The organism is Microvirga vignae (assembly GCF_001017175.1).
Classification (GTDB): domain Bacteria; phylum Pseudomonadota; class Alphaproteobacteria; order Rhizobiales; family Beijerinckiaceae; genus Microvirga; species Microvirga vignae.
In genome coordinates, this window is sequence record NZ_LCYG01000057.1 from 30,065 (window position 1) to 54,865 (window position 24,801).

Here is a 24,801-nt window from a genome sequence, read left to right on the forward strand (position 1 = left end):
GTCGTCTCCGTGCCTCGATTGTGACTTCGCTTTAAGACGTTTCTGTCCAGCTTGTCACGTTCCTTATTGAACGGTTTGTTGGGTTGATGATGTCGCCTCCGCCACCGGCTTGCCCGCTTTGGACGGGAAGTAGGTGTAGGAGAGGGTAATGGAAGAGAGGTCCTTCACGTCGGAATCCTGTGCCAGACGTGGATCGACATAGAACACGACCGCCGATTCCAGGCTTTCGCCCGGCTGCAGGGTCTGCTCGGTGAAGCAGAAGCATTCGAGCTTCGAAAAGTAGGTGCCTGCGAGATCCGGCTGCACGTTGTAGGTCGCAATGCCGGTGGCAGGCTGGTCGCCCGTGTTGGTGACCTTGTAGTAGACGGTCGTGGTCTCGCCGAGTTTCACCGTGATCTCCGGCTTTTCAGGCGAGAAGCGCCATTTCAGGCCAGGAGCCACATTGGCGTCGAAGCGCACGGAAATCGTGCGGTCCAGAACGTCCGAATCGTTGCTGACGCGGGTAATCGGCGTGCCGTCGAAGCCTGTCACCTTGCAGAAGAGGTCGTAGAGCGGCACCGACGCATAGGCGAGCCCGACCATGCCTACGGCGATGCCGGCACAGGCGAGAGCCGTGCGATGCAACTTGCGCTGAGTGTGCGGTGCTTCAGCCATGCTTAACTCACAAGGGCCGGTTCAGGACCTGAGGGCCCAGCTTCGCAATCGTGATTGCGAAAAGCAGGATGCAGAGAATGCCGAGCGTGAGGCCCAAAGCAATCGAACGCCGCCTGCGGCGCTGCTGTTCCTCAGGTGTGAGGTGGTAGGAGGAGTTTTGGTCCGCCATGTGCTTCACCCCAGAACCGGATGGAAGAAGCCGAAGCCATGCTCCGCAAGAAGCGTGGCGAACAGCAGGAAGAGATAGAGGATCGAGAAGGCGAACAGCTGCTGGGCCACGCGCATGGCGGGCTCACCCTGACGCAGGCGATAGACCTGGATCGCAAGGGCCAGCATGCCGAGGCCGCCGACAAGCGAGATGAGCGCATAAGCGAGGCCGCCGAAGCCGAAGAACACAGGCGCCATGCCGAGTGGGGCGAGAAGCACCGTGTAGGCGAGAATCTGGAACCGGGTGGAGTCTGGGCCGGCGACATTCGGCATCATCGGAATGCCAGCGCGTTCATAATCGCCCGACTTCACGAGAGCGAGCGCCCAAAAATGAGGCGGCGTCCACATGAAGATGATGGCAAACAGGATGACGCTGTCCCACGCCACGTGCCCGGTCACCGCCGCCTGCGCCACGACCGGGGGGAGGGCGCCTGCCGCGCCGCCGATCACGATGTTCTGCGGCGTCGAGCGCTTCAGCCACATCGAATAAATGACGACGTAGAAGAAGATGGTGAAGGCGAGCAGGCCAGCTGCCAGCCAATTGCTGGCGAGCCCTAAGATGAGCACCGAGCCGGCGGACAGGGTCAGACCGAAAGCCAGGGCCTCGTTGGGCTGGATCTTGCCGGCGGGAATCGGGCGCTTGCGCGTGCGGGTCATGACGGCATCGATATCCGCATCCCACCACATGTTGAGGCAGCCCGATGCGCCGCCGCCAACGGCGATCATCAGCAGGGACACGAAGGCCAGAATGGGATTCACATCCGGATGGCTGACGACCATGCCGACGAGCGCCGTGAACACGACGAGAAACATCACCCGCGGCTTCAGCAGGGCGAAGAAGTCGGACACGTCGCCCTGCGAGAGGCCAGCTTTGGCTCGGCTTTCGGCTTGGGTCTCGGTCAAACTGTTCGACAGGGTGTTCATACTGATGATCTTCCGAAACGCTGAAAGATAAGGCTTGAAGCGCCTTGCGGTGTCAGCTCCTCGCCGGAAGGCTTCGCTCGCCGAAGCCCTCGGGGGAGGAGCGGGCGGCGTTTGCCGCCCGGCTCGCTTGATTAGTGGCCCGTCTCGACGATGCGGGGCAGGGTCTCGAACTGGTGGAACGGAGGCGGAGAGGACAGGGTCCATTCCAGCGTCGTCGCACCTTCGCCCCAGGGATTGCCGGCAGCCTTCTCCTTGCGGACGAGGGCGTAGATCACTCCGATCGTGAAGAAGATCACGCCCGCGAAGAAGATGTAGGCACCAACCGAGGAGACGAAGTTCCAGCCGGCGAAGGCGTCCGGATAATCCGCATAACGGCGCGGCATGCCGGACAGGCCGAGGAAGTGCATCGGGAAGAACAGCACGTTGGCTCCGATGAAGGAGATCCAGAAATGCACCTTGCCGATCCACTCAGGCAGCACGTAGCCGGTGATCTTCGGGAACCAGTAGTAGACGGCTGCGAAGATCACGAACACGGCGCCGAGCGACAGCACGTAGTGGAAGTGAGCCACCACGTAGTAGGTGTCGTGCATGTAGCGGTCGACGGGAGCGTTCGCGAGCACGACGCCGGTGACGCCGCCGACCGTGAACAGGAACACGAAGCCGATCGCCCACTGCATGGCCGCCGTGAAGCGGATGGAGCCGCCCCACATGGTGGCGATCCACGAGAAGATCTTCACGCCGGTCGGAACCGCGATCACCATCGTGGCGAACACGAAGTAGGCCTGGGTCTGCAGCGAGAGACCGACCGTGTACATGTGGTGAGCCCACACGACGAAGCCGACGACGCCGATCGCCACCATGGCGTAGGCCATGCCGAGATAGCCGAAGATCGGCTTCTTGGAGAAGGTGGAGATGATGTGCGACACGATGCCGAAGGCCGGCAGGATCATGATGTACACTTCGGGGTGGCCGAAGAACCAGAACAGGTGCTGGTAGAGCACCGGATCGCCGCCGCCGGCCGGATCGAAGAAGGTCGTGCCGAAGTTGCGGTCCGTCAGCAGCATCGTGATTGCGCCGGCGAGAACCGGCAGCGCCAGGAGCAGCAGGAACGCGGTCACCAGCATGGACCAGGCGAAGAGCGGCATCTTGTGCAGCGTCATGCCCGGAGCGCGCATGTTGAGGATCGTGGTGATGAAGTTGATCGCGCCCAGGATCGACGAGGCGCCGGCGAGGTGCAGCGCCAGGATGCCGAAGTCGAGCGCAGGGCCCGGATGACCAGCCGTCGAGAGTGGAGGATACACCGTCCAGCCGCCGCCGAAGCCGAGCGAGCCCGGAGCACCCTCGACGAAGAGCGAGCAGAGCATCAGGCCGAAGGCCGCGACAGTGAGCCAGAACGAGATGTTGTTCATGCGCGGGAAGGCCATGTCCGGCGCGCCGATCATCAGCGGCACAAACCAGTTGCCGAAGCCGCCGATGAGGGTGGGCATCACCAGGAAGAACACCATGATGAGGCCGTGACCCGTCACGAAGACGTTGAACGCCTGCGGGTTGGAGAAGAACTGCAGGCCGGGCTCCTGGAGTTCCAGGCGCATACCGATCGACAGAAGACCGCCGATGATGCCGGCCGTGAAGCCGAAGAGAAGGTAGAGAGTGCCGATATCCTTGTGGTTCGTGGAATAGAACCAGCGGCGCCAAAAGCCGGGATGATCGTGGTGATCCGCGTGAGCGGCATCAGCTGCATGTGCCATGATGAGACCTCTATGGTCCTTGCTTTTAAATTACTGAGCGTTCGCGAACTTGATCGGAGCCGTGTCTTCCGTGGAAGCATAACGCTGCTTCGCCTCGGCCAGCCAAGCGGCATATTGCTGCTCGCTCACGACGCGGATTTCGATCGGCATGTAGGGGTGTCCGTTGCCGCAGAGCTCCGAGCACTGGCCGTAGTAAACGCCTTCCTTGTCGGCCTTGAACCAGGTTTCGTTCAGGCGGCCGGGAACGGCATCGACCTTCACGCCGAAGGACGGCATGGCAAAGGCATGGATCACGTCCGCCGAGGTCACCTGAACGCGCACGACCTTGCCGACCGGCACGACCATGGCGTTGTCCGCGCCGAGCAGGCGCGGCTGGTCAGGCTTGCGGGCGCTGTCCTCGGTGATCATGTTCGAGTCGAATTTGAAGCCGCCCTGATCGGCCGGATACTCGTAGCCCCAGTACCAGGAATAGCCGGTGGCCTTGACCACCACGTCGGCCTGCGGCGGAACCAGCTGCTGGCGCAGGAGGCGGAAGGAGGGAATGGCAATGGCCACGAGGATCAGCACCGGAACGATCGTCCAGGCCACCTCGAGGAGCGTGTTGTGCGTAGTCCTGGAAGGAACCGGGTTCTTCCGCTCGTTGAAGCGGGCGATGATCGCAAGGAGCAGCGCCAGCACGAAGAGGCAGATCACGGTGATAAGCCAAACCAGGTAGGTGTGGAAGTTGGACATGCTCTGTCCCAACTCGGTCACCATCTCCTGCATGCCGGTTTCCCAAGGGGAGGGGCGGCCTGCGGCGGCCCATGCCTCACTTATGCCCAACACAAGTGCGACCGCTGCCGTGGAGAGGGCGGTCACCGATCGACGTCCAGTCTCGATCCGCATCGGCGTTCCAAAGCTCCTAAAGATTATGATGGCCGGGCGGCCATGGAAGCATAAAGGTGATGGTACAGGCGTGCGAATAGCGGCGCCCGGCTTGCGCCATCACCTTTGATCTACGTCAAAGACCACAGGACGCGCCGAAGCGCAACGGTGCTAAGGTCGCAATTTGTGCGTCATAACCGCCAAAAGCGATTGTGATCCCCACTTATCCCCTCTCGCTTGACATTATGGCCTCTACCATGGTCCCAACGGGCAAAAGATTGGGATCGAAGCGGCCGCGCCGCTGCCCTTGAAAAGGTTCATGAAGGAGAAACCGATGGGCGTGTCACGATGGGTCCGCTATGGGGCGGCAGCATTCTTGGGTCTCTCGACCTTCGCTGCCGCAGGTGGCGCCAATGCGCAGGGCATGGTGAAGAATACCTACGGCGACTGGCAGATGCGCTGCGAGACTCCTGCGGGAGCCACTGCCGAGCAATGCGCTCTCGTGCAAAATGTCGTTGCTGAAGATCGTCCGAACGTCACGCTCGTCATTATCGTGTTGAAAACCGCCGACGGCAAAAGCCGGCTTCTTCGCGTCGTTGCGCCCCTTGGTATCCTCCTGCCGTCGGGCTTAGGGCTCAAGATCGACCAGACCGATATCGGCCGGGCCGGATTCGTGCGCTGCCTGGCCACGGGTTGCGTCGCCGAGGTTGTCATGGAAGATAATCTCATCAATCAGATGAAGACCGGGCATTCCGCCACCTTCATCGTGTTCCAGACGCCTGAGGAGGGCATCGGCATTCCCGTGTCGCTGAATGGATTCGCGACCGGATTCGATGCGCTGCCGTAAGGTCAGCAAGAAACAAGCTGGGGGATTTTCATGGGTATGGGTTCGGGTGCGAAGACCAGTCTGGCGCTTGCTGTGCTGGGTGTCTCTGTTCTGGCTGGATGCGCTGGTTCAGGTGAGAGCGGCGGCATGGGCCTCGGCGAAATGCTGTTGACCGGCGGTGCCACCCAGGCCCCGGTTCAGGTCCGGCCGATGGATGACGTCTATTGCCCGCCAGTCACCATCGCCGAAGGCGGCTCCGCCATTCAGGCCTATTCCGCCGGCCGCGCCGGTGACTCATCGGCCCTGCGCAGCCAGGTTTCCATCAGCAATCTCGCCCGCGAATGCGTGGGTCAACCTGATGGCTCCACCCTCGTGAAGGTAGGTGTCGAGGCCCGCGCCCTTCTGGGCGTCGGCGGTGCCGCTGGCCGCTACAACGTTCCGGTACAGATCGTGGTGAAGGATGGCTCGACTGTGATCGCCAACCGCAGCCGCGGTGCCGTGGCGGCCATTCCGGCCGGTGGCACGCAGACGAGCGTGACCGTGGTTGAGGACAACATCGTGGTTCCTGCGGCACGCGCCAACACCTTCGAGATCGAAGTCGCTCTCGGCGGCAGGGGCCAGCGCGGTTAATCCGCGCTGCTCCTCATTGCTTAATAGAGGGCGGAGGAGCCGGCCCTCTGATTCAGAGGGGTGGCGAGCACTTTATCGATCCGGCGCTCGTCCAGGTCGATCACTTCGAAGCGCCATCCCAGCATTTCCACATGCTCGCCCGTTGCAGGCAGGTGCTGCAATTCGCTGATCACCAGACCGCCGACCGTATGATAACTGCGGGCTTCGGGCAGGGTAACGCCCAGAATATCCGCCATTTCATCGACCGGCATGGAGCCCGCGAGCAGCCAGGAACCATCCTCGCGACGCACGGCATCGGGCTCAGGTGCCTCGCCATCCGAGCGGAAGGCGCCGACGATGGCTTCCAATGCATCCGCAGGGGTCACGAGCCCTTCGAAATGCCCGTACTCGTCATGAACAAGGGCCATGGGCACTTCCGAGTCGCGCAGCATCGCGAGCGCATCCAGGGCATAGAGCGTATCGGGAATGACGGGGGCCTGCTGGATCTGAGCGCGAATGTCGAGTGGCTGGCCCGACAAGAGGGCCGCCAGAAGAGCACGCGACTGGACGACGCCGATGATGTTGTCCGGCGAGCCTTCGCTCACAGGGAGGCGGGAGTGAGGGGTTTCGATCAGCAGAGAGCGGATGGTTTCCTCATCGTCATCGAGGTCGATCCAGTCCACATCCGTGCGCGGGGTCATGAGGCCGCGCACCGTCCGGTCGCCCAGGCGCAGGACGCCGGAGATCATGCGCCGCTCTTCCTCCTCGATCACGCCCGCGCTCTCGGCCTCGCCGACGAGCATCTTGATCTCTTCTTCCGTCACCGTCGTCTCATCGCCGGAGGATGAGCCGAACAGGCTGAAGATCAGGCGGGTCGAGGCGTTCAACAGCCAGACGGCAGGGGCGGCGCTCTTGGAGAGCACCAACATCATGGGCGCCATGGTGCAGGCGATGCCTTCGGGACGGCGCAAGGCGAGCTGCTTGGGCACGAGCTCGCCGATGACGATGGAGAGATATGTGATGAAGCCGATGACCAGGCCGAAACCTAGCGGCTCTGCCGCGCCCTCCGGCATGCCTTGCGCCATGAGAAACTGGGTCAGCCTGTCGCCCAAGGCCGCGCCCGAAAACGCACCGGCCAGGATGCCGACGAGGGTGATTCCGATCTGGACGGTGGAGAGAAAACGCCCCGAATCCTCCATGAGCGCCAGGGCGGTATTGGCTCCGGAGCGGCCCTGTTCGGCCATGGCCTTCAGACGGGGCCTGCGGGCGGACACGATGGCGAGTTCTGAAAGCGCAAAGACGCCGTTCAGGGCGACGAGAGCAAGAGCGATGACCAGTTCGAGCAACGGTGCCAGGAGCTGCCGACCGGATCGGGCCGCGCTTTCCCCCTTCTGTGAATGGTGGCCTAACATGAGGGCTCGAAGGCCTGGCGTCAATTGAAGCAGGGGAATCCTAATTGCGGCACCCTGCTTTGTTGACAGGATCGCTTTTCCTCTTCAGAGCTAAAGCAAGCTGATGATCCCCGCGGAAGAGACCGGGCTTTGCCCGGCGCCGAAGGCGCAACCGCCCCGGAAACGCTCAGGCCAAAGGACCGCGTGGGAGCTGGCACTCTGGAAAGCGGCGACGCTTGAAAAAAGCATCGCCCACCGACGGGCGTAACCTGCCGCGCGAGCGGTTTGGGAAATCTCTCAGGTCTCGGGACAGAGGGGGCGTGAAACAACGGGCCGCAAGGCTCGAAGAAACGCGCACCTTTGAGGGAATCCGATGGCCGAGCCAGCGCATAGCGACCAGCCGCTTCTGAAAACACCGCTTCATGCCGAGCACGTGGCGCTTGGCGCCCGCATGGTGCCCTTCGCCGGCTACGACATGCCGGTGCAATACCCCGCCGGTATTCTGACGGAGCACAACTGGACCCGCGAGCACGCGGGCCTGTTCGACGTCTCCCATATGGGCCAGGCTTTCCTCATTGCCGATGACAAAAGCCACGAGACGGTCGCCAAAGCTCTTGAGGCGCTGATCCCGGCCGACGTGCTGAATCTCAAGCCCAACCAGCAGCGCTATTCGCAGTTGCTGGCCGACGATGGCGGCATCCTCGACGACCTCATGGTCACCCGCGTCGGTGCGCCGGGTCACGAGGGCTGGCTCTACCTCGTCGTGAACGCTTCCATGAAGGAGGCCGATTACGCGCATATCCAGGCGCGTCTGCCGAAAGGCGTGAGCCTCAATCGCGAGGACGAACTCGCGCTCATGGCGCTGCAGGGCCCGTCCGCCGCGGCCGTGCTCGCCAAGCTCGCGCCCGAAACCGATGATCTGCCCTTCATGATGTCCGCCGACGTGCAGATCGGCGGCATATCCTGCCATGTGTCCCGCTCTGGCTACACGGGCGAGGACGGCTTCGAGATTTCTTGCAAGGCAGAAGATGCGGCGAAGCTCTGGAACAAGCTGCTCGCCGATCCCGAGGTGAAGCCCATCGGCCTCGGTGCACGCGACTCGTTGCGTCTTGAAGCAGGCCTCTGCCTCTACGGCCACGATATCGACACTACAACGTCCCCCATCGAGGCGGGCCTCATCTGGTCGATCCAGAAGCGCCGCCGAGAGGAGGGAGGCTTTCCGGGCGCCGCACGCGTTCAGCGCGAGATCAAGGAAGGTCCTTCCCGCGTGCGCGTCGGCATCAAGCCTGAAGGACGCGCTCCGGCTCGTGAGGGCACTGTCATCACCACGCCCGATGGACATGAGGTCGGCATCGTCACCTCCGGCGGCTTCGGCCCCACCGTCAATGGCCCGGTCGCCATGGGCTATGTGTCGAAGGATGTGTCCGCTGTGGGCACGGATCTTCATCTCGTCGTTCGCGGCAAGCCGCTGCCTGCCAAGGTCGCGGCCATGCCGTTCGCACCGCATCGTTACAAGCGCTAATCCCAGGGGAGAAAAACATGACCACGCGTTACACCAAGGATCACGAATACATCCGTGTCGAGGGCGATGCCGGTATCGTCGGCATTTCCGACTACGCGCAGAGCCAACTGGGCGATGTCGTCTTCGTGGAGCTGCCGAGCGTCGGCAAGACTCTCTCGAAGGGCGATGAAGCCGCCGTCGTCGAGAGCGTGAAGGCAGCGAGTGAAGTCTACGCTCCGGTCTCCGGCGAGGTGGTCGAGGTCAACAGCGATCTCGAATCCGCTCCCGGCACGGTCAACGAAGATCCGGCCGGTCGCGGCTGGTTCCTGAAGATCCGTCTCACGAATCCGAGCGAGCTCGATGGTCTCATGACCGAAGAGCAGTATCAGGAATTCGTGAAGTCGATCTCTTAAAAGAGCTGAACCGATGTCGCACGAATACACGGCCAATGTGCGGTGGACGCGCGGGGAGGGCGAAGCCTTCTCCGACAACCGTTACAGCCGCGGACATTCCTGGTCGTTTGACGGCGGCATCACCGTTCCGGCATCGGCATCGCCATCGGTGGTGCCGCTGCCCCTGTCTCGCGAAGATGCAATCGATCCCGAGGAAGCGTTCGTTGCGGCGGTGTCGAGCTGCCACATGCTCACCTTCCTGTCGATTGCGGCCAAGAAGCGCTTTGTCATCGACCGATACGAGGACAAGGCGGTAGGCGTCATGATGCCGAACGAGAAGGGCAAGCTCTTCGTCTCCAAGGTGACGCTCGATCCGGTGATCGAATTTTCGGGTGACAAGATCCCCAGCCCTGAGCAGATCGCCGACATGCATCACCTCGCTCACAAAGAATGCTTCATCGCCAATTCCGTGCTCACGGAGATCGTGGTGGCGGGCATTCCCTCGCACTAACCCAAGGTTTTTAGCCGATGCGTTATTTGCCTCTCTCCAACACCGACCGCAGCGAGATGCTCGCGCGCATCGGTGTCAAATCGGTGGACGAACTGTTCGCCGATGTGCCGAAGAACCTGCTTCTCAAGGAGCCGGTGGATTTGCCGCGCCGCAAGGGCGAGTTGGAAGTGGAGCGCATCCTCTCCCGCATGTCCGCCAAGAACGTGACGGCATCTTCCGTACCGTTCTTCGTCGGTGCCGGCGCCTACAAGCACCACGTTCCGGCCACCGTCGATCACCTCATCCAGCGCTCCGAGTTCCTGACGAGCTACACGCCTTATCAGCCGGAAATCGCTCAAGGCACGCTGCAGTATCTCTTCGAGTTCCAGACGCAGGTCGCAGCTCTCACCGGCATGGAAGTGGCGAACGCCTCCATGTATGACGGCTCTACCGGCACGGGCGAGGCGGTGCTCATGGCGCATCGCGTCACCAAGCGCCGCAAGGCGGTGCTCTCAGGCGGCCTGCATCCGCATTACGCGGAAGTGGTGCGCACCCTCTCCGACATGGCGAGCGACAGCGTCGTCACCATGCAGCCGGATGTTTCAGGCAGTGAGGACATTGTCTCGCAGATCGACGACAGCGTCTCCTGCGTCGTCGTGCAGTCACCGGACGTGTTCGGCAACGTGCGCGATCTGAAGCCCATCGCCGAAAAGGCCCACAAGCACGGCGCACTGCTGATCGCCGTGTTCACGGAAGTCGTATCGCTCGGCCTCGTGGCTTCGCCCGGCAGCCAGGGCGCCGACATCGTGGTGGGCGAAGGCCAGTCCATCGGCAACGCGCTGAACTTCGGCGGTCCTTACGTTGGCCTCTTTGCCACGCAGTCGAAGTTCATCCGTCAGATGCCGGGTCGCCTCTGCGGCGAGACGGTGGATGCGGACGGCAATCGTGGTTTCGTGCTGACGCTCTCAACCCGCGAGCAGCACATCCGCCGCGACAAGGCGACATCGAACATCTGCACCAATTCGGGTCTCTGCGCGCTGGCCTTCACGATTCACATGACCTTGCTCGGTGAGGCGGGCCTCACGCGTCTTGCCCGCGTGAACCATGCGAATGCGATCAAGCTCGCCGACCAATTGGCTGGCGTGAAGGGCGTCGAGGTTCTCAACAAGACGTTCTTCAACGAGTTCACCGTGAAGCTCGCAAAGCCTGCGGCCCAAGTGGTCGAACTCTTGGCCAAGAAGGGCGTTCTCGCGGGCGTGCCCGTGTCGCGCCTGCTGCCAGGTGCAGGCCTCGACAATCTGCTGCTCGTCGCTTCCACCGAACTGAATACCGATGATGACCGCGCGGCTCTTGTCGCCGCTTTGAAGGAGGTTCTGTGATGTTGAACCGCCAGGGACGTCCCACCGCCGCCGGTGAAGCCGGTATCAACGCGCATCCGACCTTCACCGGCAACAAGGCGCTGGCACAGGTCGAGCCGCTGCTCTTCGAGATCGGCCGCTACGACACCACCGGCGTCGACATCGACGAGCCGGAGGCCTTCACGCCGCGCCTCGGCGGCCTGGAACGCAAGGAGGCCATCGGCCTGCCGGGTCTCTCCGAGCCCGAAACCATGCGCCACTATGTGCGCCTGTCTCAGATGAACTACGGGATCGACACGGGCCTCTTCCCGCTGGGCTCGTGCACGATGAAGCACAATGCGCGTCTCAACGAGCGCATGGCGCGCCTGCCGGGCTTCTCCGACGTGCATCCGCTGCAGCCGGTTTCCACCGTGCAGGGCGCGCTGGAGCTCATGAACGAGCTCGGCCGCTATCTCGTCACACTCACCAACATGACTGCCGTGGCGCTGTCGCCGAAGGCCGGCGCGCATGGCGAGCTCTGCGGCATGATGGCGATCAAGGCCGCCATCGAGGCTCGCGGCGAGGGCGAGACTCGCAAGGTGGTTCTGGTGCCCGATTCCGCGCACGGCACGAACCCGGCAACCGCCGCCCTTATCGGCTTCGTCGTGAAGCCGGTTCCGGCCCGCGAGGATGGCTGGGTGCATGTGGAGGACGTCAAGGAACGTCTCGGTCCGGATGTGGCCGCGATCATGCTCACGAATCCCAACACCTGCGGTCTCTTCGAGCCTCAAGTCGCGGAGATCGCGAAAGCGATCCACGATGCGGGCGCGTACTTCTACTGCGACGGCGCGAACTTCAACGCCATCGTCGGCAAGGCGAAGCCGGGCGATCTCGGCGTCGATGCCATGCACATCAACCTGCACAAGACCTTCTCGACGCCTCACGGCGGCGGCGGTCCGGGCTCCGGCCCGGTGGTGCTCTCCGAGCGCCTTGCGCCCTATGCGCCCGTGCCGTTCGTGCATATGGGCAAGAACGGCTTCGAGCTGGTGGAGCAGGCTTCCGATGCGACAGAGAAGCCGTTCGGCCGCATGACCGCCTTCCATGGCCAGATGGGCATGTATGTGCGTGCTTTGTCCTACATGCTCTCGCATGGTTCGGACGGCATGAAGCAGGCGTCCGAAGACGCGGTGCTCAACGCCAACTACATCCGCGCCGGTCTGTCGGATCTCCTCTCGCTGCCCTTCGGCAACAAGCCCTGCATGCACGAGGTGCTGTTCGATGATGCATGGCTGAAGGACACGGGTGTGACAACGCTCGACGTGGCGAAGGCCATGATCGACGAGGGCTATCACCCGATGACCATGTACTTCCCGCTGGTGGTGCATGGCGCGATGCTGATCGAGCCGACGGAGTCCGAATCGAAGTCGTCCCTCGACCTCTTCATCGCGACCCTGCGCGATCTCGCGATGGCCGCGAAGAACGGCGACAAGGAACGCTTCACCGGCGCTCCCTACCACGCCCCGCGCCGCCGTCTCGACGAGACCCGTGCCGCCCGCAACCCGATCCTCAAATGGACGCCGCCGTCACCGGTGGCCGAGGCTGCGGAGTAAGACTTCAAAAGCTCAAATGCCCGGCTCCGTGCCGGGCATTTTTGTTTCCGAAGGTACTCGTCATGCGGGATCTGCGGAGCAGAACCCGGGATCGCGTGACAAACACCCTCTTCATCATGGTCTGCTCGTCATCGTCATCCCCGGAACAAGTCCGGGGATGACGATGCCATATCCTGTTGGCAATCCCGGATCTCCGCGGTGCTCAATCCGGGATGACGCCGTGCTTACGCTAACGCCTGCACCGTTGCTGATAATTCCGTCATCCGGTCGATAACGACCGGAGCACCCGCCTGGCGCAGTGTTTCGGCATGTTCCGGCCCGCAATGGCCGCCGCCGACAAAACCGATTACGCGCATATGGGCAGCGAGCGCTGCCTGAACACCGGCGGGCGAGTCTTCGACCACGAGACAACCTTCCGGGCTGACGCCCATCTGACTTGCTGCATGAAGAAACAGGTCTGGGGCCGGCTTTCCTCGGGCAACCTGTGTCGCGCTGAAGACGTTCTCGAACAGATCGGCAAGGCCCGTCACGCGCAGTGACAGGGCAATCCGCTCCGGAACGGAGGAGGAAGCGACGCAGCGCGGATGGGGCAGGGCGAGAATCGCATCCCGGACACCTGCGATGGGCTTCAGATCCGTTTCGAAGCGCGCGAAGAGAGTGCGATTGATCCGCTCCGCGAAATCACCAGGCAGCGTGCACGCGTGATCGGCCTCGATCCTCGCAATCATGTCCTTCATGCTCTTGCCGACGAATTGCCGCGCGATGTCCTCCGCCGTGTAGGGCAGGCCGAGGTTTGTCAGAACGTCCGCATCGACCTGGCACGCGAGAGGCTCTGAATCGACCAGAACGCCGTCGCAATCGAAAATTAGCAGCATGATGCCTCCAGCAAAAAGGCCGCCCTCAAAGGCGGCCTTTGAAAGCGTTGGCGATGTGCGAGAGGCTTACTGGAGCTTCGAGCGCACGTCGTTGAGGCCCCGAGACACCAGGGAGGCCGCCGTATTGCCGGTGATCTCCTGGCGCAGGACGCGCTCGGAGGCCTTGATGGCTGCGTCAACGGCAGCGGCGCGGACCTCGGCGGAAGCCTGGGCCTCGGCCTGGGCGATCTTCGCCTCGGCGGAAGCGGTGCGGCGCTTCACGAAGTCGGCCATCTTCTCCTGAGCCTCGCGAGCCATGCGCTCGGCCTCTTCCTTGGCGGAGGAGACGATCTCGGCGGCTTCGCGTTCGGCAGCTGCGCGCTTGGCCTCGAATTCCCTCAGGAGTTTCTCGGCGTCCTCGCGCAGGCGCTTGGCCTCGGCGAGTTCGTCGGCGATGCGCTTGCCGCGGGAATCGAGCTGGTTCAGCACTTTCCCGGGAACGCCGAGATAGAACATGATGCCCCAGAAGATGATGAATGCCAGGGCAACCCAGAATTCAGCGTCGGCGAACAAATGGCTCATGGGGTGCCTCCTGGTCAGGCGTTGATCTGGTCGAGGGCGGACTCGATCGCCTGCGGCGCCGGGGCCTTGCCGGTCAGGCGCTCGATGATGGCGCTGGCCGTATCACGCGCGATGCCGCGCACATGGCCCATGGCTTCCGCCTTGCGGGCCGAGATGGTGGCCTCGGATTCGGCAAGGCGCTTGTTAAGATCGGCCTCGAGAGCCTTGCGCTTGGCGTCGCTCTCGGCGGCGAGCTTGGCGCGGGTCTCCTGCGCGAGAGCCTGGGCGCGGCCCTTGGCCTCGGCCAGAGCCTTCTCGTAGGCAGATCCTGCCTCTTCGGCGCGGGTCTTCATCGCGACGGCCTCGTCGAGATCGCGGGCGATGATCACGCGCCGGTTCTCGATGATGCCGGTCAGGCGCGGCAGAACCAGCTTCGACATCAGGGTGTAGAGCACCCCGAAAGTGATCACGAGCCAGAGAAGCTGACCGCCATAGGTCTCCGTCGCGAAGGGCGGGAAGCCGACATCCTCGTGAGCGCCACCGTGCGCTTGTGTTTCGGCGTGGGTCGTCTGAGCCTGAGCCTGGGCCATGGAGCAGATCCTGAAAGGACGAGTAATCCTGGAGCATACGCCTCCGGCAAGCCGGGCCGAACGCATCCTCTTTTAGTGCCACATCGTGTTCGCGAGGAGCCGGGGCTCGCCTGCCGACACAATGCTTAGAGCATCGGACGTGAAAAGCGGATTCCTCTTTTCCGCACGATGCTCTGGAAATAACGAATGACGGCGGGGCGCCGCCGTCACTCCTGTCGAGGCGAGGCGCCTGCCGCGCCCCGACCTCCCGATCACCGCCTTGGAATTAGGTGAAGAGCAGAACGAGAGCGACGACGAGGCAGAAGATGCCGAGACCTTCTGCGAGCGCCGCACCGATGAAGGCGCGGGCGAACTGGCCGTCAGCAGCCGACGGATTGCGCAGAGCGCCCGACAGGAAGTTGCCGAAGATGTTGCCAACGCCCATGGCGGCGAGGCCCATGCCAATGCAGGCAAGGCCCGCGCCGAGGAACTTGAAAGCAACCGGATCCATTGTGAACTCCTTGAGTAGTGCTGTGACCGGGAGGGGAGGGAGTAACGCAGCGCAGACCTAGTGGCCCGGGTGCAGCGCGTCGTTAAGGTAGATGCAGGTCAACACCGTGAAGACGTAGGCCTGCAGAGCGGCGACGAGGAACTCGAGCGCCATGAGAGCAACCGCCATGATGAGCGGCAGCGGAGCGAGGATCGCCAGAGCTCCACCGGCGCCCAGGAGCGCGACGACGAAGCCGCCGAAAACCTTCAATGCGATGTGGCCCGCAAGCATGTTCGCGAACAGTCGCAGGGACAGCGAAACCGGACGGGACAGGAACGAGATGACCTCGATGACCACGATGAAGGGCAGAAGCCAAGCCGGCACACCCGACGGCACGAAGAGGCCGAAGAAATGGGTACCGTGCTTCATAAGGCCGTAGATCACCACGGTGCCGATCACGAGGATGGCCAGCGCAAAGGTGACGATGATATGGCTCGTTACCGTGAAGAAGCCCGGGATCATGCCGAGCATGTTCGCCGTGAACACGAACATGAAAAGAGAGAAGACGAGAGGGAAGAACTTCATTCCCTCCTTGCCCGTGGCGTCCGTGAGGGTGCCCGCCACGAAGTCGTGCAGGATTTCCGCGATCGACTGGCCGCGGCCCGGAACGAGCGCCCGCTTGCGGGTCGCCAGCATGAAGCCGCCCACGATCACGGCTGCAGCGCCGATCATGAACAACGACGAATTGGTGAAGTTGATAGCCGGAATGATGGGCTTGATCTGGAATTGTTCGATCGGGCTCGCCATGATCCGCTCTTAAATCTCGCTGTTGTCCACTGCCGTTCGGCGATCAAAATCGGGCTTTAGATTACCGCTTCTCGTCATACTTGGCCCGATTGACCAGTCCGGCTGCCCGCAAGAGGTTGAGCATGCCGGCACAGAAGCCGAGTATGAGAAAAACGATCAGACCCCAAGGGGAAATCCCGGCGAAGTAATCGACGAGCCAACCGATGACCCCGCCTGCGGCGACTCCTGCGACAAACTCGGCCGAGAGCCTGAAGGCTTGGCCCATGGCGCGGGAATCGGACGTCTGGCGGCTGCGAGGTTCAGCCTCAGCCCGCTGTACGGATGCTTGAGAGATCCGTGCATCGAGAGATTTCAGCCTCGCCGAAAGGTTGGCATCGTCGGCACCATCCGGTTTCCGCTCATTTTCATCGTTCCGCCCGGTAGGGTCCGCCATTGCGATCTCCTAAAAGCGTTGCGGGAAAATGCCTGGAAGCCTGGCCCCGAAAGCCGGGCGCAACATATGAGCGGGGGTCCCCCCTGTCAAGGACCGTCTGAAAAGATCTAAGTGTTTGAAATTTCTACGATAAGGCCGTTTTTGGGCGCGCTTCGCCTAAAAGCGCACACGTTTTTACGGCCGAAGCATGGCGGGGCTAAAAGCCTTAGGCCACCTCAAGAATGCGCTCGGCACTCTGCAGATCGACCGACACCAGCTGCGAGACGCCGCGTTCGGCCATGGTGACGCCGAAGAGTCGGTCCATGCGGGCCATGGTGATCGGGTTATGGGTGATGACCACGAAACGGGTTTCCGTCTGGCGGGCCATCTCCTCCAGGAGATCGCAATAGCGCTCCACGTTCGCGTCATCGAGCGGGGCGTCGACCTCGTCCAGCACGCAGATCGGCGAGGGATTCGTGAGGAACACCGCGAAGATGAGGGCCGTGGCGGTGAGCGCCTGCTCGCCGCCCGAGAGCAGGGTCATGCTCTGGGGCTTCTTGCCAGGCGGACGGGCGAGGATTTCGAGGCCCGCTTCCAGCGGATCGTCCGAATCGACCAGGGTCAGCTCCGCCGTGCCGCCGCCGAAGAGGGTGGCGAAGAGGCGCTTGAAATGGGCGTTCACCACGTCGAAGGCAGCGAGCAGACGCTCACGGCCCTCGCGGTTGAGGCTGCCGATGGCCTGGCGCAGGCGTTTGATGGCTTCCACGAGGTCGTCGCGCTCGGTGGCGATGCTCGTGTACTTGGTCTCGAGCTCGGTCAGCTCCTCGTCGGCGCGCAGGTTCACGGCACCGAGGCGCTCGCGGTCGGCCTTCAGAGAATGGAGCTTCGATTCGATCTCGGAATGGGAAGGCAGCTCGGTCGCCTCTCGCAAGCCTGCCATCTCGATGAGGCCCGCCGGGGTCGTCTCGAGATTCTCCGCAATATTGCGGGTGATCTCGGCGAGACGCTGGACGGCGGCTTCATGGCGGGCCTGGGAGCCGGCGCGGGCCTCGCGCGCGGCGGCCAGAGCTTCGAGAGCGGCGCGGGCGGCACGATCCGTCTCGGCAAGGCCCGTCTCGGCATCGGCGAGCCGATCGGCGGCCTCCTTGCGCCTGGCCTCGGCCTCCTCGACCTCGGCAATGAGGGCGCGGCGGCGCTGAAGATAGGTATCGGGAGCCTCCAGCAGGCGCTGGTGCTCGTCCTGGGCGCGCTCCAGGCGCTCGCCCAGATCCTCGTGGGCCTTGGCGGCGCGGGCGGCGCGCTCGGTCCAGAGGCGGATATCGGCGGCGATCGAATCCTGACGGCGGCGGCGAAGCTCGGCTTCGTGCATCAGGGATTGCACGGCGGCACGCGCCTCGGAGGCGGCGGCCCGGCGCTCCGCCACACGGGTGCGCTCTTCGAGCAGGCGGCTTTCGAGATCGGGCGCGGGAGCGAGTTCCTGCAGGGCGCCTTCCGCATCCTGCACGCGCTCAAGAGCCTCAGCCTCGCTCTCGGAGAGGCGGGTCAGGCCTTCCTGCAGGGCCGAGCGGCGCTGGCCGAGCTCGGCTTCCTTGCGCTCGGCGAGGGAGAGGCGGGTACGAGCCGCGTCCAGAGCCTGACGGGCCTGGCGCGCAGCCTCGATGGCCTGCATTTCGCGGGAAGCGGCCCGACGAACCGCTTCCAGAGCGGCTTCGGCCTCATGGCGCCGCTGCTCGGCCTGCTCGCGGGCTTCAGCGGCCTCACGTTCCAGGTCGCCCAGGCGGTTCTTCTCGGCGAGGCGGCGGGCCGCCGGGGAGGGGGCTTCCGCCGCCGTGGTGAAGCCGTCCCAGCGCCACAGGTCGCCTTCCTGCGAGACGAGGCGCTGACCGGGCTTCAGGAGGCCTCGCAGGCGCAGGCCATCGGCCTTGCTCACCACGCCGATCTGCTTGAGACGACGCTGTAGCTCCACGGGAGCCTTGGAGAGATCGGCGAGGGAGCGAACGCCGTCCGGCAGGGAAGGATCGCTCTCGCCTGCGCCGGTCATTTCCCAATGGTGCGGGGCGGACGGATTGGTGGAGGCTTCGAGGTCGTCGCCGAGAGCTGCGCCGAGCGCCGCCTCATAACCCTTCTCGACCGTGATCTGGTCGAGGGCCGGAGGCCAGAGGTCGCCGGTCGCGGAGGTGACGAGCTTCGCAAGCGTCAGCACCTCGGTCTCGAGCCGCTGGGCCTTGCGCTCGGCCTCGTTGAGGGGCTGGCGCAGGCGGTTCTCGGCCTCGCGGGCAGCAGCCAAAGCCTCGCGAGCTTCGATCACCGCCTCTTCGGATGCTTGCGCGGTTTCCTCGGCCAGCGCCGTTCCCTCGCGCAGGTCGTCGATGGGCAGACCGTCCTCGGGAGAGGCCGAAAGAGCCCCGATCTCGCGCTCCAGGCGCTCCTTTTCGGAGCGGAAGCGCGCAGCGCGCTCCATCTCCTCGCGCACCGAACGCTCAAGCGCCGCGCGGCGGGCATTGAGATCCGAGGTCTGGGCCTGAAGGGCGCTCAAGGCTGCCTCGGCCTCGGCCAACGCGGCTTCAGCAGCCTGGAGGCGCTCCTCGTTCTCTGCGCGGACATCGTCGGCACCGTCCGTGGTCTGGGCGATCTCGGCCGCTTCGACCTGCAGGCGCTCGATGGTGGCTTCCGCGTCCGCGCGCTGGGCAGCCTCGCGGGCGATGTCCCGGTTCAGATCGCCGATATGGCGCTCCAGCTCGACCACGCGTTCCTTGGAACGGCGCTCTTCCGATTCGAGCTCGTTGCGGGCATGGGTCAGGCGCTGCAGGGCCGCAGCGGCCTCGGCCTCGGCTTGACGAAGGGCGGGGATGCCGTGGGCCGCAACGGCCTGGGCGGTGGCGGCCCGGGTCTGCTCCTCGGTGAGGTCCGCGACCGCCTTGAGGTCTTCGGCCACCTGACGCTCGGCAGTGGCTGCCTGCTCCCGCGCATCGGCATAGCTGATGGCGTACATCAGCGCCTCGAGACGGCGGATTTCGGCAGAAAGGTTCTTATAACGGGAGGCTTGGCGACCCTGGCGCTTCAGGCTTTCGATCTGGCTCTCAAGTTCCCGGATCACGTCTTCGACACGCACCAGGTTGTCCTCGGCGGCCTTGAGGCGCAGCTCCGCCTCGTGGCGGCGGGCATGAAGGCCGGCGATGCCGGCGGCGTCTTCCAGGATGCGGCGGCGGGCCTGGGGCTTGGCCGAAATGATCTCGCTGATCTGGCCCTGGCGGACGAGGGCGGGCGAGCGCGCGCCGGTGGCGGCATCCGCGAACAGGATCTGCACGTCGCGGGCGCGCACTTCCTTGCCGTTCACCCGATAGGTGGAGCCCTCCTCGCGCTCGATTTTGCGCGAGATTTCAAGGAGATCGGTGTCGTTGAAGGCGGCCGGCGCTGTGCGCTCCATGTTGTCGATGGTGAGCATCACCTCGGCCCAATTGCGGGCCGGGCGATTGCCGGAGCCGGAGAAGATAACGTCGTCCATCCCCGTGGCGCGCATGTTCTTATGGGAGTTCTCGCCCATCACCCAGCGCAAGGCTTCCACGAGGTTGGATTTGCCGCAGCCGTTCGGCCCGACCACGCCGGTAAGGCCCGGCTCGATCAGGAAGTCGGTCGGCTCGACGAAGGTCTTGAACCCCGCAATGCGAAGGCGCGTCAGCTTCATGGACACACCTTCGCACCCCGCCCGTTAAGGGCAGGGGTAACGGGCTTACTCGCCCAGCAGAGGTTTGATGACCTTTTCAATCTCATCGATCGACAGGCTTCCCGGATGACGCTGACCATTGATGAAGAAAGTCGGCGTGGAGTCTACGTTGAATTGCTCCATACCCCGGTTCTTCACCGCGTTGACTGCGTCATAAAGTTTCTGGTCCTTGAGGCAAGCGTCAAATTTTTCCTGTGAAAAACCGGCTTGGCGCATGAGCTGGCGCAGGGCGTCGAGCGGCTTATCCACAAAAGCCCAGTTCCGCTGCTGCTCGAAGAGCATGTCGGTGATGGGGTAATACTTGTCGCTCCCGTCGCAGCGGGCGAGCATGAACCCGGCGGTCGCCAGGGGATCGAGGGGGAATTCGCGCAGGACGAAACGGATTTTTCCCGTGTCGATGTAGCGCTTCTTCAGCTCCGGCCAGGTATTCTTGTGGAAATTGGCGCAGTGCGAGCAGGTGAGGGAAGCGTACTCGATGATCGTCACCTTGGCGTTTTCCGGGCCCAAGGCCACGTCCCCAAGGGGGCCCTGCACCGCCAGATCCTGAACGGCCACGTTCTGAGCCATGGCCGGAAGGCTCGTGGCCAGGAAGGCCGTAACGGCTGCGGTTCCGAGAAGCTGAAGCGTCTGACGCCGGGTGATCATGGTCGAGAGAACTCCTGAAGAGGTTTCGTTCTGCGGTAGAATGCCTTGGGCAGAGAGGCAAGCGCCTGCCATCTCACGCTTTCGTGCGTGAACCGGAGCTGACGATGGCTTGGCCCAGCCGGTCGAGGGCCGCTTTCAAGCCATCTTCCTCGATATCCTGAATGGCGGAGCTGACCTTCGCCTTGGCCTCCGTCGTGAGAGCCGGAGCGGGAGGCTTCTTCTTCTCGATCCGCCGCACGGGGCCTTGTTTCAGCACGATTTTCCCGATGCAGCGCCAGCCGTAATAAGTGTTCACCCGGTCGATGACGGTCGGGGCCATGTGCTGGAGTTCGAGCGCGAAGGCGCTTTCCACCCGTATCACGAGGGTCGCTGGCTCCGGCCTCGCCTCCGGGTCGGCATGGGGCGGCTTTCGTTTCCATTCGATCTTGAGCGGCTGGGTGAAGGCGGCGAGCCGCTCGCCCACGATATCGGGCCAGGTCATGATAATATCGGAGGTCGCAAAGCCTTGCGCCGCCAAACTCGGGGAGAGACAGGCGTCGAGAAACTCGGAAAGGGGGCGGGCGAGAGGCCTCGGCTGTCTCATGTTGAATGTCCAAAAGCCGCGTTGGAATATTCGGTGTAGATCGCTATTCCAAATCTCATGTTAACGCCCGCCCTGAGCGCGACCAAGCCCGATCCGCAGGACCTGCTTGCCTGGTACGACCGTCACCGGCGCGAGTTGCCGTGGCGCGCCAAGCCCGGCGAGACGGCAAACCCTTACCGCGTCTGGCTCTCAGAGGTCATGCTGCAGCAGACGACGGTGGTGGCGGTCAAACCATTCTACCTGAATTTCCTGGAGCGGTTCCCCAATGTGGAGGCGCTCGCCGAAGCTCCTTCAGATTCGGTCATGCAAGCCTGGGCGGGGCTCGGCTACTATTCCCGCGCCCGCAATCTCCATGCCTGTGCCAAGGCGGTTGTGGAAAAGCATGGCGGGCGGTTTCCCTCGACGGAGGCCGACCTTCTGACGCTTCCCGGCATCGGCGCTTATACGGCGGCAGCCGTGGCGGCGATTGCCTTCAACCGGAAGGCTGCGGCGGTGGACGGCAATGTGGAGCGGGTCATGTCCCGCCTCTTCATGGTCGAGGAGCCTCTGCCAAAGGCGAAGCCGCTCATCCGCTTGCTGACCAATGAGCTTGTGCCGGAAGACCGGCCCGGCGATTTCGCTCAAGGCCTCATGGATCTCGGCGCTACCATCTGCACGCCCAGGCGCCCGGCCTGTGCGCTCTGCCCCTGGATGAAACCCTGCCATGCCCGCGCCGCCGGTCTGCAGGAGACATTTCCGAAAAAGCAGAAGAAGGAGACGGGACAGTTGCGCAAGGGCGCGGCCTTCGTGGTGCTGCGCGCGGACGATACGATCCTGCTGCGCACCCGCCCGCCGACAGGATTGCTCGGCGGCATGGCCGAGCCGCCGACGAGCGAGTGGGAGCCGAATTACGAAGCGTCCCGCGCGGTGCTCGACGCACCCATCGAGGCACGCTGGCAGCGCCTCCCCGGTACGGTGCGCCATGTCTTCACCCATTTCCCGCTGGAGCTGACGGTGCTCTTCGCAAAGGTGCCGAAGGGCACGCCCGCACCCGACGACATGCGCTGGACACCGCGCCTCCAGCTGCACGAGGAAGCGCTTCCCGGTGCCATGAAGAAGGTGCTCGTGCATGCGCTGGGTGATCTGCCGGGAGCGAAGGCCAAGGGTTCAAACAACAGTTCAAACAACAAGGGTCCAAACAGGAAGCAGGCCTAAGGCTTCGGAGTTTCGACGATCACCGCCACGATCCGCCGGACTAGCGGCATCACGGCGAGAGCCGCAGGAAACGCAACCACGTAAGAGAGCCCCCAGGCCTGAATGACCTTCAACAGAACATCCGGCTGAAATCCCACCGCTCTCAAGGTGGCAATCGTCGAGACGATGCCCGACATGAGCAGCGAAAGCACCATCGGAAAGACGATGGAATGGGCTTTCGCAGGCAGCCTCCGAAAGCGGAGACCCGAGGAGGACGAGGTCATCGACATCGGCTTGCTCATGACATCCAGCTCCTCTCAATCGGCTTGATGCCGGCGACCATTTCTCTTGCGAAGAAGGCTTGCGTGTGCTGCAACTGCATGTGCCGATCGAGAGCTTCTGCGCTGGCAAAGTCTTCGATCAGCAGGAATGCGCTTTCATCGTCGAGGGCCTGGAATAAGATGAATTCCCGGCAGCCTGCTTCCGCCTTCGTGGCGCGCTGCAGCTCGATGAGCGCGGCACGGGTGGCCGCTGCGAGCCCGGGCTTGGACTGGATGCGAACGATTCGTCTGATGTTGGTCATGGGATGCTCCCTGAAGTGAGAGCCGCAGCTTGCATCGAGACCGAACTCTGCGAAATTCCCCAAGCTCTCCCATCAGCTGTGAAGGAATAGGGGATGTTCGACTGGGATGACCTGCGCCATTTCGTGGCTCTGGCCGATACAGGGTCCCTGTCTGCCGCAGCACGGCGGCTTAGGGTCGAGCATGCGACGGTGGCACGCAGGGTCGCGGCGCTTGAGGCTGCGGCGGGAGTCAAACTGGTCGATCGCAGGTCGGGGCGCTACGTCCTGACGGCGGAAGGGCGGCGGGTGGCAGATCATGCCCGCCGTATCGAGAGCGAGGCCCTCGCCCTGGAGCGAGCACTCCTTTCCAGACAATCCGATTTTGCGGCCGAGGTCTCGATCAGCGCACCGCCACAGATCGCCGTATCTTTGATCACGCCTCGCCTCGCGGAATTGAAGCAGGCCCACCCGCAGCTTCGTTTGCGGCTGCTGGGCGAGAGCCGCACCGTTTCACTCCCGCGCCGGGAGGCCGACATCGCCATTCGTCTCACACGCCCGAGCGATACCACGCTGATCGCCAGAAAGGCCGGGGTGATGGCCTACAGTCTCTACGCTTCAAAGGAGTATATCGCCTCCAAGGCCGAGAAGGACTTCGAATTCATTGCCTTTGACGAAAGCCTCGACGAGTCGCCCCATCAGCTCTGGCTGAAGAAGCATGCAGGAGAACGCCCCATCGTCTTTCGCTCGAATGACCTCGCGATCCTGGCTGCGGCGGCGCAAGCACATATGGGCGTCGCCGTGCTTCCCTCCTTTGTGGCGGAGAGCGGCAACCTGCAAAGGATCGAGACGGAAGATCGGTTTCTCAAGCGCGATGTCTGGATCACCTATCATCAGGACATGCGCGACAACCCCGCCATTGCAACAACAGCCGCCTTTCTGGCCGGGTGCTTTCGGCAGGACAGATCAGCCGCCGACAAGCGCACGCTGATTGTGCTTGAACAAGGCTGCTAAAGCATTCGCCACGCGCGCCACGTTCGGCCTGTTGCGGCTGCGGCGATGCCTGACGAGGAACACGTCCTCGATCAGGTCGCCCTCGGGCTTGACCACCTGCTTGAGATCGGGATCGGAATCGCCGAGCCAGCATGGAAGGAAGGCTGCTCCGAGACCCGCTTTCGCCGCCTGATAGCGGATGGGCATGTCGCCGATGCGGGCGGCGATCGTGCGGCCCTGCGCGAACTCGGCAACGTAGGCGGCCTGCCGCGACAGCGTCGGGTCCTCGGGCGGCGCGATGACGGCGTCCGGGTTTTCGGTGGTGGCGTAGATGGCGAATGCGATCTGCCCGATCTTTCGCACGACGAGATCGTCCGTGCCCTCGGGCAGGGTTCGCATGCGTAGCGCGACGTCGGCCTCGCCCGAGGCGAGATCGAGCTTGCGGCGGGTCGGGATATAGGCGATCTCCACGGGCTCGGCGGCCTTGTGCAATTCCGCCGAATGCAGCGACAGGAACATGGCGACCGAGGATGTCGCCGTGACCCGGACGGGCGCATCGGGATCGGGCCTGTAGGCCGCAGCCGTGCGCGACACCACGCTTGCCGCCTCGCCCATGGGGGAGGCGGCCTCAAGGATCGCCTGGCCTGCCTCCGTCAATTCGAGATTGTTGGGGCCGCGCTGAAAGAGGCCGAGCCCAAGGGTTTCCTCCAGCGCCTTGACGCGCCGGGCAATCGTCGGCTGGCTTTGGCCCAAGGCTTTCGCCGCCCCGTTCATCGATCCATGAGCCACCACGGCCAGGAAGATCCGCAGGTCGTCCCAGGACGCTTCCGTGAAGGCAAGGTGAAAGGGGTCGTGAGGAGCATGAGCCATGACAGGAT

Annotated in this window: 27 protein-coding genes and 1 riboswitch; of the genes, 9 read left to right on the forward strand and 18 right to left on the reverse strand. The window is 63.5% G+C overall.

Going from position 1 to position 24,801, the window contains the following annotated elements:
- Window positions 1-63: 63 nt before the first annotated feature.
- From AA309_RS21335 to coxB, 5 genes are all read right to left on the reverse strand, one after another.
- Window positions 64-654 (reverse strand): cytochrome c oxidase assembly protein, encoded by a 591-nt coding sequence (locus AA309_RS21335; RefSeq protein ID WP_047191042.1) that lies wholly within the window; start codon window positions 652-654, stop codon window positions 64-66.
- Window positions 655-661: 7 nt separating this feature from the next.
- Window positions 662-823 carry a hypothetical protein gene (locus AA309_RS35935; RefSeq protein WP_165820001.1) on the reverse strand — a complete coding sequence of 54 codons (162 nt, stop codon included), beginning with the start codon at window positions 821-823 and terminating at the stop codon, window positions 662-664.
- Window positions 824-828: 5 nt separating this feature from the next.
- Window positions 829-1,785, reverse strand: coding sequence for a heme o synthase (locus tag AA309_RS21340; protein ID WP_047191043.1), 957 nt, complete (start codon window positions 1,783-1,785; stop codon window positions 829-831).
- A 131-nt stretch (window positions 1,786-1,916) separates the two neighbouring features.
- Window positions 1,917-3,533 carry a cytochrome c oxidase subunit I gene (ctaD, locus tag AA309_RS21345; RefSeq protein WP_047191044.1) on the reverse strand — a complete coding sequence of 539 codons (1,617 nt, stop codon included), beginning with the start codon at window positions 3,531-3,533 and terminating at the stop codon, window positions 1,917-1,919.
- Between the two features lie 30 nt (window positions 3,534-3,563).
- Window positions 3,564-4,418 (reverse strand): cytochrome c oxidase subunit II, encoded by an 855-nt coding sequence (gene coxB, locus AA309_RS21350; protein WP_047191045.1) that lies wholly within the window; start codon window positions 4,416-4,418, stop codon window positions 3,564-3,566.
- A 313-nt stretch (window positions 4,419-4,731) separates the two neighbouring features.
- Here coxB and AA309_RS21355 point away from each other — a divergent pair, with 313 nt between their 5' ends.
- The gene (locus tag AA309_RS21355) at window positions 4,732-5,244 is read left to right on the forward strand and encodes an invasion associated locus B family protein (RefSeq protein WP_047191075.1); all 513 of its coding nucleotides are present in this window, start codon (window positions 4,732-4,734) and stop codon (window positions 5,242-5,244) included.
- 30 nt (window positions 5,245-5,274) lie between these two features.
- Window positions 5,275-5,853, forward strand: a complete 579-nt coding sequence (locus AA309_RS21360; RefSeq protein ID WP_150117677.1) for a hypothetical protein — start codon at window positions 5,275-5,277, stop codon at window positions 5,851-5,853.
- A gap of 20 nt (window positions 5,854-5,873) precedes the next feature.
- On the opposite strand, the gene AA309_RS21365 is transcribed toward AA309_RS21360, so the two are convergent.
- Window positions 5,874-7,178 (reverse strand): hemolysin family protein, encoded by a 1,305-nt coding sequence (locus tag AA309_RS21365; RefSeq protein ID WP_047191076.1) that lies wholly within the window; start codon window positions 7,176-7,178, stop codon window positions 5,874-5,876.
- Window positions 7,179-7,347: 169 nt separating this feature from the next.
- A riboswitch (glycine riboswitch) is annotated at window positions 7,348-7,436 on the forward strand.
- A gap of 160 nt (window positions 7,437-7,596) precedes the next feature.
- Between AA309_RS21365 and gcvT the strand changes: the two genes are divergently transcribed.
- From gcvT to gcvPB, 5 genes are read left to right on the forward strand one after another with little or no spacing between them, the layout of a single operon-like run.
- Window positions 7,597-8,745, forward strand: a complete 1,149-nt coding sequence (gene gcvT, locus AA309_RS21370; RefSeq protein ID WP_047191047.1) for a glycine cleavage system aminomethyltransferase GcvT — start codon at window positions 7,597-7,599, stop codon at window positions 8,743-8,745.
- A 17-nt stretch (window positions 8,746-8,762) separates the two neighbouring features.
- Window positions 8,763-9,137: a glycine cleavage system protein GcvH gene (gene gcvH, locus AA309_RS21375; RefSeq protein ID WP_047191048.1), complete on the forward strand. Its 375-nt coding sequence runs from the start codon at window positions 8,763-8,765 to the stop codon at window positions 9,135-9,137.
- A gap of 13 nt (window positions 9,138-9,150) precedes the next feature.
- Window positions 9,151-9,627, forward strand: coding sequence for an OsmC family protein (locus AA309_RS21380; RefSeq protein WP_047191049.1), 477 nt, complete (start codon window positions 9,151-9,153; stop codon window positions 9,625-9,627).
- Window positions 9,628-9,644: 17 nt separating this feature from the next.
- Window positions 9,645-10,985: an aminomethyl-transferring glycine dehydrogenase subunit GcvPA gene (gcvPA, locus tag AA309_RS21385; RefSeq protein ID WP_047191050.1), complete on the forward strand. Its 1,341-nt coding sequence runs from the start codon at window positions 9,645-9,647 to the stop codon at window positions 10,983-10,985.
- Window positions 10,985-12,553, forward strand: a complete 1,569-nt coding sequence (gene gcvPB / locus AA309_RS21390; RefSeq protein ID WP_047191051.1) for an aminomethyl-transferring glycine dehydrogenase subunit GcvPB — start codon at window positions 10,985-10,987, stop codon at window positions 12,551-12,553. Before gcvPA ends, gcvPB begins: the two co-directional genes overlap by 1 nt.
- A gap of 224 nt (window positions 12,554-12,777) precedes the next feature.
- Here gcvPB and AA309_RS21395 read toward each other — a convergent pair whose 3' ends face one another.
- From AA309_RS21395 to AA309_RS21435, 9 genes are all read right to left on the reverse strand, one after another.
- A complete protein-coding gene (locus AA309_RS21395; protein ID WP_047191052.1) occupies window positions 12,778-13,428 on the reverse strand; it encodes an HAD family hydrolase in 651 nt (216 codons plus the stop codon).
- A 66-nt stretch (window positions 13,429-13,494) separates the two neighbouring features.
- Window positions 13,495-13,989, reverse strand: a complete 495-nt coding sequence (locus AA309_RS21400) for a F0F1 ATP synthase subunit B family protein (RefSeq protein ID WP_047191053.1) — start codon at window positions 13,987-13,989, stop codon at window positions 13,495-13,497.
- A gap of 14 nt (window positions 13,990-14,003) precedes the next feature.
- Window positions 14,004-14,558: a F0F1 ATP synthase subunit B family protein gene (locus tag AA309_RS21405; RefSeq protein WP_047191054.1), complete on the reverse strand. Its 555-nt coding sequence runs from the start codon at window positions 14,556-14,558 to the stop codon at window positions 14,004-14,006.
- Between the two features lie 265 nt (window positions 14,559-14,823).
- Entirely contained in the window at window positions 14,824-15,048 is a 225-nt protein-coding gene (locus tag AA309_RS21410) for a F0F1 ATP synthase subunit C (RefSeq protein WP_009764739.1), read from the reverse strand.
- A gap of 57 nt (window positions 15,049-15,105) precedes the next feature.
- The gene (locus AA309_RS21415; protein ID WP_047191055.1) at window positions 15,106-15,834 is read right to left on the reverse strand and encodes a F0F1 ATP synthase subunit A; all 729 of its coding nucleotides are present in this window, start codon (window positions 15,832-15,834) and stop codon (window positions 15,106-15,108) included.
- Window positions 15,835-15,895: 61 nt separating this feature from the next.
- Window positions 15,896-16,267, reverse strand: coding sequence for an AtpZ/AtpI family protein (locus AA309_RS21420; RefSeq protein WP_047191056.1), 372 nt, complete (start codon window positions 16,265-16,267; stop codon window positions 15,896-15,898).
- Window positions 16,268-16,472: 205 nt separating this feature from the next.
- Window positions 16,473-19,931 carry a chromosome segregation protein SMC gene (gene smc, locus AA309_RS21425; protein ID WP_047191057.1) on the reverse strand — a complete coding sequence of 1,153 codons (3,459 nt, stop codon included), beginning with the start codon at window positions 19,929-19,931 and terminating at the stop codon, window positions 16,473-16,475.
- Between the two features lie 45 nt (window positions 19,932-19,976).
- Window positions 19,977-20,615 (reverse strand): DsbA family protein, encoded by a 639-nt coding sequence (locus AA309_RS21430; protein ID WP_047191077.1) that lies wholly within the window; start codon window positions 20,613-20,615, stop codon window positions 19,977-19,979.
- A 73-nt stretch (window positions 20,616-20,688) separates the two neighbouring features.
- Window positions 20,689-21,198: a DUF721 domain-containing protein gene (locus AA309_RS21435; RefSeq protein ID WP_047191058.1), complete on the reverse strand. Its 510-nt coding sequence runs from the start codon at window positions 21,196-21,198 to the stop codon at window positions 20,689-20,691.
- Between the two features lie 57 nt (window positions 21,199-21,255).
- Here AA309_RS21435 and mutY point away from each other — a divergent pair, with 57 nt between their 5' ends.
- Window positions 21,256-22,392, forward strand: coding sequence for an A/G-specific adenine glycosylase (gene mutY / locus AA309_RS21440; protein WP_047191059.1), 1,137 nt, complete (start codon window positions 21,256-21,258; stop codon window positions 22,390-22,392).
- Here mutY and AA309_RS21445 read toward each other — a convergent pair.
- Window positions 22,389-22,673 carry a DUF2798 domain-containing protein gene (locus AA309_RS21445; protein WP_244470436.1) on the reverse strand — a complete coding sequence of 95 codons (285 nt, stop codon included), beginning with the start codon at window positions 22,671-22,673 and terminating at the stop codon, window positions 22,389-22,391. The two genes, mutY and AA309_RS21445, sit on opposite strands and share 4 nt — an antisense overlap.
- Window positions 22,670-22,954 carry a putative quinol monooxygenase gene (locus tag AA309_RS21450; protein ID WP_047191079.1) on the reverse strand — a complete coding sequence of 95 codons (285 nt, stop codon included), beginning with the start codon at window positions 22,952-22,954 and terminating at the stop codon, window positions 22,670-22,672. The genes AA309_RS21445 and AA309_RS21450 overlap by 4 nt, the downstream gene beginning before the upstream one ends.
- Before the next feature lie 93 nt (window positions 22,955-23,047).
- Here AA309_RS21450 and AA309_RS21455 point away from each other — a divergent pair, with 93 nt between their 5' ends.
- On the forward strand, window positions 23,048-23,944 hold the full coding sequence (locus AA309_RS21455) for a LysR family transcriptional regulator (protein WP_047191060.1): 897 nt from the start codon (window positions 23,048-23,050) through the stop codon (window positions 23,942-23,944).
- Here the strand turns inward: AA309_RS21455 and AA309_RS21460 are convergent.
- Window positions 23,897-24,793, reverse strand: coding sequence for a LysR family transcriptional regulator (locus tag AA309_RS21460; RefSeq protein WP_052954914.1), 897 nt, complete (start codon window positions 24,791-24,793; stop codon window positions 23,897-23,899). The genes AA309_RS21455 and AA309_RS21460 overlap by 48 nt on opposite strands.
- Window positions 24,794-24,801: the final 8 nt, after the last annotated feature.